We start from the raw sequence: 8,475 nt of genomic DNA, 5'->3' as shown, positions 1-8,475 counted from the left end.
AAGGCCGCCGCGCTGCCCATCGCCGCCGGGTCGTTGAATGCCTGGAAGCCGATCGCCGAGTCGGCCTCGTGCCGGTAGGTCGAGCGCAGTTTGGGGTCGGCGGTCACTCAGCCCTGGAGCCGTTGCGCCCAGTAGACCTGTCCGTCCGGCCCCAGGTAGACCAGCGCCAACAGCAGGTCGGACATCCCCACCGGCGCGGCGGCTGTCGTTGGCTCCCGAGCAGCGTCAGCCACGTACGGAAAACGCGCGACGAATGTCAGCGGCGAGGCCGTCGCGTCGAACACGCCAAGCCTGTTGCCGTTGCTCCGCCACTCGTTGTCTCCGACCTTGACGTCCCCCGCACCCCGTAGCCAGGCATAGCGTTCGGCGATCCTGTTCTCGACGCCAGCGCTGCCGAGGCTGACGGCCTCCTGCGGAGCGGAGACTGCGAAAACGCCCGGCTTGAGGTTGGTGCGCTTGTCGATGAGGAACACCGCGAAGTAGCCGCCGTCGAGTGGTTCAGGAGGCGGTCGCCAGGCGACAGTGCCCAGCACCAACTGGTCGCGTTCGTCGGAGGCCAGCGGCGCCTGGTAATTCTCGCCGAGCGCAGCCTGCGCCTCCGCGTAGCTGACGAGGCTGAGCGACGACGTGATGGCCAGGGCTTCCTGGCCGTACGGCGGGCGGTTGTGCGTCCACCGCCAGACGGCCATTCCTGCCACCGCCACGACGGCTGCCACGATGACCGCCAGGTAGGACTTGGTCCTCCACCACGACACGCTCGACAGTGAACCATGCGATGACCACGAACGCCTGCACCCCGGATCCGGCGCGCCTACCGCGCTGATCGACTCGGGTTCCAGGAAGTCGGGGCATCACAGCGCCCCGGACACCGCGACTTCCTGGAAACCGAGTTGATCAAGAAAAGCGGCGTCAGTCGACGGTCGGCAGCCTCGGGCCGAGGACGTCGTCGGCGTCGACGATCGTGTACGCGTACCCCTGCTCGGCGAGGAAGCGCTGCCGGTGCGCCGCGTACTCCGTGTCGATCGTGTCCCGGGAGACCACAGTGTAGAAGTGCGCCTGCCGGCCGTCGGCCTTCGGCCGCAGCACCCGGCCCAGCCGCTGCGCCTCCTCCTGACGCGAACCGAACGTGCCGGACACCTGGATCGCCACCGCCGCCTCGGGCAGATCGATGGAGAAGTTGCCGACCTTCGAGATCACCAGGGTCCGCAACGAGCCGGACCGGAACGCGTCGAACAGCCGCTCCCGCTCCTTGTTCGTCGTCGAGCCCTGGATGATCGGTGCGTCGAGATATTCGCCGAGCTGGTGCAACTGGTCGATGTATGCCCCGATCACCAGCACCTGATCGTCCGGGTGCCTGTCGACGAGCGCCTTGACCACCGGAAGCTTCGTGCGGGCGGTCGCCGCCATCCGGTAGCGCTCCTCGGCCTCCGCCGTCGCGTACGACATCCGCTCCGCGTCGGTGAGGGTCACCCGGACCTCGGTGCACTCGGCCGGGGCGATCCAGCCCTGCGACTCGATGTCCTTCCACGGGGCGTCGTACCGCTTCGGGCCGATCAGGCTGAACACGTCACCCTCGCGGCCGTCCTCGCGTACCAGAGTCGCGGTGAGGCCCAGCCGGCGGCGGGCCTGGAGGTCCGCGGTGAACCGGAAGATCGGCGCGGGCAGCAGGTGCACCTCGTCGTAGACGACCAGACCCCAGTCGCGGGCCCCGAAGAGGTCCAGGTGGGTGAACGCACCGCCGCGCCGCGAGGTGAGCACCTGGTACGTGGCGATGGTGACCGGGCGGATCTCCTTGCGCTCGCCGGAGTACTCGCCGATCTCCTCCTCGGTCAGCGACGTGCGCGCGATCAGCTCCCGCTTCCACTGCCGGCCGGCGACGGTGTTGGTGACCAGGATCAGCGTGGTCGCCTTCGCCTCGGCCATCGCCGCCGCGCCGACCATGGTCTTTCCCGCGCCGCAGGGCAGCACCACCACCCCCGACCCGCCGGCCCAGAACGCCTCCACGGCCTCCCGCTGGTACGACCGCAGCGTCCACGGCTTACCGCCGTCCTTGCCGGCTTCGGCCAGCTCGATCGGGTGCGCCTCACCGTCGACGTAACCGGCCAGGTCCTCCGCCGGCCAGCCCAGCTTGAGCAGCGCCTGCTTGAGCCGGCCGCGCTCGGACGGGTGAACCCGGATGGTGTCGTCGTCGATCTTGTCGCCGAGCATCCCGGCGAGCTTCTTGCTCTTGGCCACCTCGATCAGCACCAGCCGGTCCAGTGCGCGCAGCACCAACCCGTACGCCGGGTCGTTGGCGAGCTGGAGCCGCCCGTACCGGTCCATCGTCTCGGCCACGTCCACGAGCAGCGCGTGCGGCACCGGGTAGCGGGAGTACTTGAGCAGCGAGTCCACGACGCCCTCGGCGTCGTGCCCCGCCGCGCGGGCGTTCCACAGACCCAGCGGGGTCAGGCGATAGGTGTGCACGTGCTCCGGCGAGCGTTCCAGCTCCGCGAACGGCGCGATCGCCATCCGGCAGGCCTGCGCGTCGGGGTGGTCGATCTCCAGCAGCAGGGTCTTGTCCGACTGCACGATCAGTGGTCCACCGCTCACGCCAGCGTCCTCTCCTCGGTTGGCCGACCATCCAGTGTTGCATGATGCGGGACGGCGGAAGAAAGATGCTCGTCAGCCGCAACCGTGACGGCACTCACGAACGTCTAGTAAAGGGACGACTGTCTGGGGAGGTTCAGTGGAGCATGTCCGGATCACTTCCCGGCTGGTCGCCCTCGTGGTGGTCGTGCTGGTCGGCGCAGGTGCGTGCGCGTTCGGTCCGCAGTCCGGCGGGAGTGGTGGCGGGGGAGCCGCCCCAGCCGGTGCGGCGGAACAGGCAACGGGGGCGAGCGACACGCCCAAGCCCGACCAGCGCGGCCGGCCCACGCCGGCCGCGCCGACAGCGAAGACCACCCCGAAGCCGTCCCGGAAACCCACGCCGAAGCCGAGCCGCCCGGCACCCACGACAACCCCCGGCACCGGTACGCCTACCGTCGCCGGCTGCCCCCAGGGCCAGCACCAGCGCGCTGTGGAGACCTACCTGGCCCGGTTGGGCGGGTTCGGAACGGTGACAGTCGACGGCAGCCAGTCCGCCGCCGACTGCGCCGCGATCAAGAAGTTCCAGAAGAGGTACGGCATTCGCCCCGTCGAGGGTCGCGCCGGACCGACCACCCTCGACGTGGCCCAGCGCCTCGCCACCACCGACACGGCCCGGTGCAAGGGCGGCACCGGCACCACCTTCTGCGTCGACCTGACCCGGCAGACCGTCTGGGCGCTCCGCGGCGGCAAGGTGATCATGGCCCCTACGGTGACCCGCACCGGCATGTCCGGCTACCGCACCCCGTCCGGCACGTACACGGTCAACTACCGCAACCCCAAGGAGTGGTCCGACCCGTACGAGGTGTGGCTGCCGTACTGGCAGCACTTCACCCAGGGGATGGGCTTCCACGAGACCACCACCTACCTGCACGAGAAGTCGATCGGCTCGCACGGGTGCGTCAACCTGCTGCACGCCGACGCCGTCCGGATGTGGGAACTCGGCAAGGTCGGCACCAGGGTGGTGCTGATCGGCCGACGCCCCGGCACCTGAGCAACACGCAGCGAATCGCTGTGGTAACCCCCTGTCCGACCGGACTTTCGAGTGTCACCCTTGGAGTCCAGGGCCGGATCGGGCGGAGAGGCTGGGCATGACGGTCGACCGTGACGTGATCGCGGAGCACGAGCAGGCACCACCCGACGAGGTTTCCCGAGCGACAGTGATCGCGTACGCCGTCGCGGCGACGCTCCTGCTCGGCTGGTTCCTGTTCGGCTGGCTGGTGCTCGAGCAGGGGTTCGTCGACTCGGTCGGGGAGTCCGCCGGTGCCGGCTTCGCGCTGCTGCTGATCATCTCGGTGGTCGGCACCGTACGCCGCAGCCGCCGCTGACCGGCAGCGCCGCGCGACGGCGCCCCGGTCAGTCCGCCACCACCGCCGCGGTGATCCGGTGCAACGCGAACGTGTGCAGCATCTCGGTGCGTTCGTCCTCGGCCCGCAGATAACCGGCACCGATCGAGACCGGCTTGAGCAGGCGTGACGCGGTCGCCCCGTGCGCGTCGACATAACCCACCCAGACCAGCGCCTTGTCCCGGACCGCCTGCTGGAGCACCGCCAGGGCCTCGCTGTGGGTGTGCGCCGGCACCGGGCCGCCGCCCAGCCCTGGCGCGCCGCCGCGTACCGCCGCCGGTGCCCGTCGGGCGGCCCGCGCCGCCGCGTCACCCCGCCGGATGTGCTCCACCACGCCGAGCAGCCGGGGCATGGGCAGCTTCGGGGCGGCCAGCGGGTCGAGCGTCCGGGTGGTGACCGACACCCGGGCCGGGGCCCGCCGGATCCGCGGCCGGGCCAGCACCGTGCTGCCCGTGCCGTCCTCCTGCACCGGCGCGTACCCCGCGTCGCGGAGCGTCCCCAGCAACCGACCGACCTGGTACTGGGTGCACAGCACCGTCGGCGCGAGCCGGCGCAGCGCCAACGACTCCAACCGTCGGTCGGCCAGCACCTCGCTGATCAGGGTCTCGTCGTCGCTGCGCACGTACGCCCCGGCCAGGCCGACCCGGAGCCCGCCGTGCTTACGGGCCACGTCGTCGATCAGGTAGGTGAGCCCCTGCGGCACCGGCGTACGCGACCGACGCCGGAACACGTCGTGCAGGTCGTTGGCCGTGTAGCCGGAATCCAGGGCGCGTCGCACACTGCCCGTGGTGACCCGGTGCACGCTGGCCCCGCCGGCCGACTCGAGCTCGGTCATCGCCTCCAAATCGACGGCGAGCGCCGGCTCCGGTGGACCGGGCACCACGACGGTCAGGTCGGCCTGCACCAGGAAGTGGTCGACCGGGGCGGGCAGCAGCGCGTCCAGCGCCCGAGCGGCACCAGACGGGTCGCCGCTCTCGACGTCCGCGTGCACGCCCAGCGGGTCGTCACCGCGCTCGTCGGCCGACGTCAGGTCACCCAGCAGCAGGCGACCGTACGAGGTGAGCGCCCCCAGCCCGGTCACGCCCAACTGGGCGGCCTCGGCCAGCACCTCCCGGTGGGCGGCATCCCGGCCCCGGCTGCGGCGCGGAGCCCGCCAGTCCAGCAGGTCCTGCACCTCCTGCGGGGTGGGCGCCGTCGCCGGCTCCAGATCGGCGAGTACGCCGAGCACCGCCCGTCGGGTGGCCGGCACGCTGGCCCGCTCGGCCTCGGCGGAGAGCGCGGTGATCGGCCGGTCCCGGTCGTCGCGTCGGCCCACCAGCCCCACCTGCCGGGTCATGGTCAGCCACGCTCGGGCGAGCTGCTCCCACCGTTGAGCCAGCGAGGCGGCCCGCCACACCTCGTAGCCGCCGGTCGGCAGCACCTGCTGATCCGCCCCGTACCGGCCGGTCGTCGAGCCCGGTAACTCCAGCTCACCGACGAGCCCCGCCGCGTACGCGACCTCCAGCAGCAGCGCTGTTGTCGGTTCGTCGAGCGCTGCGGTACGCGCCAACCGGCGCAGATCCCGCACCCCGATGCCGCCGGAACGCAGCACCGGCGCGGGTTCGTCGGCGAGCTGTTCCAGCAGCCCTTCGGTGTGCCGGACCACCTCCATGGTCTGCCCGGCCCCGGCCGAGTCGACAGCCTTCGGCTCCCGCGGTGCGGCGGCCACCGGCGGTGGGCTGGTACGCAGCGGACCGAGCGGGCCGCTGTCGCGGCGCAGCAGCAGACCGACCTCGCGGGGCAACTCCACAGTGCCGCCGGCCGTGGACGAACCGCTCGTCACCGGAACCAACAACCGGTTGTCGACGAGCCATCGCACCGGGGAGCCGGTGGGGGCACCCCCGTTCGTGGGGTCGGCGAGGACCGGGTCCTCCGCGCCGAGCGGCGGCGCCTGCAACGCCCCGGGCGGCACGCTGCCCACCGGCGGGCCGGCCGCCAGCCGGTCCAGGATCGCCCGGGCCGAGGGCGGGGCGGCGAGCACCGTCCGCCGAAGCTTCGCCGCGTCCGCGCAGAGAGCGTCAGTGCGCGGGTCCAGCTCCGCGGCTGGCCGGCCGAGCCCGGCGGGGTACGGGGCGACTTCGTCGACGGCGGGCACCACCTGGAGCGCGTGCTCCGGGCCGTACAGCAGGAACAGCGCACGCAGTCGGCCCACGGCGGCCCGGACGGCGGTCGGAGCCGGCGGGTGCGGCCCGGAGGTCGCCATCGCGAGCACGGTGTCGGTGTCGGTGGTGGCGTCGTCGGGGCTTCGGGTGAGGCGGGCGGCGTCGAGGATCTGGAGGGTGAACTGGTCCAGACCGTCGAGCGCGCGCGCCACGGAGACCCGGGACTGGGCCCGGATGGCCAGGGCGGAGACGTCGGCCGGCACGGGCACGACGAGGTCGGGTCGCAGCTGCAGGAGTGCGGCCAGTGATTCGTCGGGCAGCGACCGCAGGTGGTCGGCGAGTGAGGTGGTCATCGTCTTTCCACGCTAGCCCGGCATCGGGCCTCTGCGCCCCTCGGACGTCCGGCCGACTGGGAGTAGCCGGTACGTTTCTCGACATGCCCGCACTGACCGTCGGATTCGACCTCGACATGACCCTGGTGGATTCCCGACCCGGCATCGCCGCGGCGTACCGGGCTCTTACCGCGAGGACCGGTGTGCCGGTCGACGCCGAGCTGGCGGTGTCCCGGCTCGGGCCGCCGCTGCGTACCGAGATCGCGCACTGGTTCCCGCCGGAGCAGGTCGAGTCGGCCGTCCTCGCGTACCGCGAGCTGTACCCGGCGTACGCGATCACCCCGACGCTCCTGCTGCCCGGCGCGCGCGAGGCCGTCGACGCCATCCGGGCGCGGGGTGGACGGGTGCTCGTCGTCACGTCCAAGATCGGGCGGCTGGCCTGGTTGCACCTGGACCACCTCGGTCTCGTCGTCGACGAGTTGGCCGGTGACCTGTTCGCCGAGCAGAAGGCGACCGCTCTGCGGGAGCACGGCGCGACCCACTACGTCGGCGATCACGTCGCGGACATGGTGGCGGCGGCTGCGGCCGGGGTCCCCGGCATCGGTGTCGCGACCGGCCCGTGCTCCTCCCACGAGCTGCGTACGGCCGGGGCGGAGGTGGTGTTGGACGAGCTCACCGAATTCCCAGCGGCGCTCGACCGGATGATCCAGCTAGCCTTGGAGCAGTAGCGGCTCAAGTGAAGCAGGGGTTTTCAGGTGCCTACGGGTCGAGTGAAGTGGTACGACACGGCCAAGGGATACGGCTTCGTCACGAGTGACGAGGGCGGCGACGTGTTCCTGCCCAAGGGGGCGCTGCCGGCGGGTGTCACCGACCTCAAGGGTGGCCAGCGGGTCGACTTCAGTGTGGTGGACAGCCGCCGGGGCGCGCAGGCCATGGGGGTCAAGCTGCTGGACGCGCCGCCGTCGATGTCGGAGCTGCGCCGTCGGCCGGCCGAGGAACTGCACGGCCTCGTCGAAGACATGATCAAGGTGCTGGAGGCGAAGGTCCAGCCGGACCTGCGCCGGGGTCGGTACCCGGACAAGAAGGCCGCGCAGAAGATCGCTCAGCTGGTCCACGCTGTGGCGCGCGAGCTGGAAGTCTGAGGCACCAGGCCAGCGGTGGCGGCCCGGTCGAGCAGTGCCGCCACCGCGGCGAATCCGGCCTCGCCCAGGTCTGCGGTGAACTCGTTGACGTAGAGGCCGATGTGCCGGTCCACCACGTCGAGTTCCATCTCCTGGGCGTGCGCCAGCACGTACTCGCGGCTGGCCGCCGGGTCCGCCCAGGCCTGCCGGACCGACTCGCGGACCCAGCCGGCCGCGGCCTCCGGGTCGACCGCCCCGCGCCGGGCCAAAATCGCGCCGAGGGGGATGGGTAGGCCGGTGTCGGCCTCCCACCATTCGCCGAGGTCGACGAGGGCGCTCAGGCCGTGCCGGTGGTACGTGAACCGGGCTTCGTGGATGACCAGCCCAGCGTCGTAACGCCCAGCCGCCACGCCCGGCATGATCTCGTGGAACGGGACCACCTCGATCCGGGCCGGCGGCCGTCCGGCCGACCAGAGCCGGAACAGCAGGTACGCGGTGGTCCGGTCACCGGGCACCGCCACCGTGGCACCGGTCAGGTCGGTGCGGTCCGGCCCACCGTCACGGTCGCCCCGGGTGAGCACCAGCGGGCCGCAACCTCGACCGAGCGCGCCGCCGCAGGGCAGCAGGTGGTAGTCGTCGAGCAGCCAGGGCAGCCCCGCGAAACTCACCTTCACCAGGTCGAACGCGCCTTTCTCGGCGGCCGTGTTGGTGACGTCCACGTCGGCGTGCGTCACCTCGACCGGCGGCGCGCCGGGCACCCGCCCGTGCACCAGCGCATGGAAGACGAACGTGTCGTTGGGGCAGGGCGAGATCGCCAGGGAGAGCGCCACACCCTCACGGTAGCCCCGCCCCCCGCCCCGCTCTCGTGCCCACCCCACGACTGTGACCCGCGACCGTGACCGGCGACCCGGGA

8 protein-coding genes are annotated in these 8,475 nt (G+C 71.9%); 4 read left to right on the top strand and 4 right to left on the bottom strand.

All coding sequences use genetic code 11. The features are described 5' to 3' along the window. Positions 1-107: 107 nt before the first annotated feature. Positions 108-755: a hypothetical protein gene (locus ABZ406_RS11425; protein ID WP_357758967.1), complete on the bottom strand. Its 648-nt coding sequence runs from the start codon at positions 753-755 to the stop codon at positions 108-110. A 154-nt stretch (positions 756-909) separates the two neighbouring features. Continuing rightward, a complete protein-coding gene (locus tag ABZ406_RS11420; protein ID WP_357758964.1) occupies positions 910-2,589 on the bottom strand; it encodes a DNA repair helicase XPB in 1,680 nt (559 codons plus the stop codon). A gap of 136 nt (positions 2,590-2,725) precedes the next feature. Here ABZ406_RS11420 and ABZ406_RS11415 point away from each other — a divergent pair, with 136 nt between their 5' ends. Both ABZ406_RS11415 and ABZ406_RS11410 read left to right on the top strand, forming a co-directional pair. Further along, positions 2,726-3,616: a L,D-transpeptidase family protein gene (locus tag ABZ406_RS11415; RefSeq protein ID WP_357758961.1), complete on the top strand. Its 891-nt coding sequence runs from the start codon at positions 2,726-2,728 to the stop codon at positions 3,614-3,616. 97 nt (positions 3,617-3,713) lie between these two features. Further along, on the top strand, positions 3,714-3,950 hold the full coding sequence (locus ABZ406_RS11410) for a hypothetical protein (RefSeq protein ID WP_357758958.1): 237 nt from the start codon (positions 3,714-3,716) through the stop codon (positions 3,948-3,950). 28 nt (positions 3,951-3,978) lie between these two features. Here the strand turns inward: ABZ406_RS11410 and ABZ406_RS11405 are convergent, their stop codons facing one another. Next, positions 3,979-6,462 carry a helicase-associated domain-containing protein gene (locus tag ABZ406_RS11405; protein WP_357758955.1) on the bottom strand — a complete coding sequence of 828 codons (2,484 nt, stop codon included), beginning with the start codon at positions 6,460-6,462 and terminating at the stop codon, positions 3,979-3,981. 83 nt (positions 6,463-6,545) lie between these two features. Between ABZ406_RS11405 and ABZ406_RS11400 the strand changes: the two genes are divergently transcribed. Both ABZ406_RS11400 and ABZ406_RS11395 read left to right on the top strand, forming a co-directional pair. Beyond that, a complete protein-coding gene (locus ABZ406_RS11400) occupies positions 6,546-7,169 on the top strand; it encodes an HAD family hydrolase (protein WP_357758952.1) in 624 nt (207 codons plus the stop codon). Positions 7,170-7,196: 27 nt separating this feature from the next. Then, positions 7,197-7,583, top strand: coding sequence for a cold shock domain-containing protein (locus ABZ406_RS11395; protein WP_196920747.1), 387 nt, complete (start codon positions 7,197-7,199; stop codon positions 7,581-7,583). On the opposite strand, the gene ABZ406_RS11390 is transcribed toward ABZ406_RS11395, so the two are convergent. Continuing rightward, the gene (locus tag ABZ406_RS11390; RefSeq protein WP_357758947.1) at positions 7,544-8,392 is read right to left on the bottom strand and encodes a 1,4-dihydroxy-6-naphthoate synthase; all 849 of its coding nucleotides are present in this window, start codon (positions 8,390-8,392) and stop codon (positions 7,544-7,546) included. The two genes, ABZ406_RS11395 and ABZ406_RS11390, sit on opposite strands and share 40 nt — an antisense overlap. Positions 8,393-8,475: the final 83 nt, after the last annotated feature.

Source organism: Micromonospora sp. NPDC005710 (assembly GCF_040630995.1).
Lineage (GTDB): Bacteria > Actinomycetota > Actinomycetes > Mycobacteriales > Micromonosporaceae > Micromonospora.
The sequence above is the reverse complement of the archived record's forward strand: the minus strand, read 5'-3'. Positions and strand labels throughout refer to the sequence as shown.

Excerpts from the sequence above, each read along its gene's own strand:
- ABZ406_RS11410 (WP_357758958.1), top strand. The coding sequence starts at position 3,714 with ATGACGGTCGACCGTGACGTGATCGCGGAGCACGAGCAGGCACCACCC.
- ABZ406_RS11405 (WP_357758955.1), bottom strand. The coding sequence starts at position 6,462 with ATGACCACCTCACTCGCCGACCACCTGCGGTCGCTGCCCGACGAATCA.
- ABZ406_RS11400 (WP_357758952.1), top strand. The coding sequence starts at position 6,546 with ATGCCCGCACTGACCGTCGGATTCGACCTCGACATGACCCTGGTGGAT.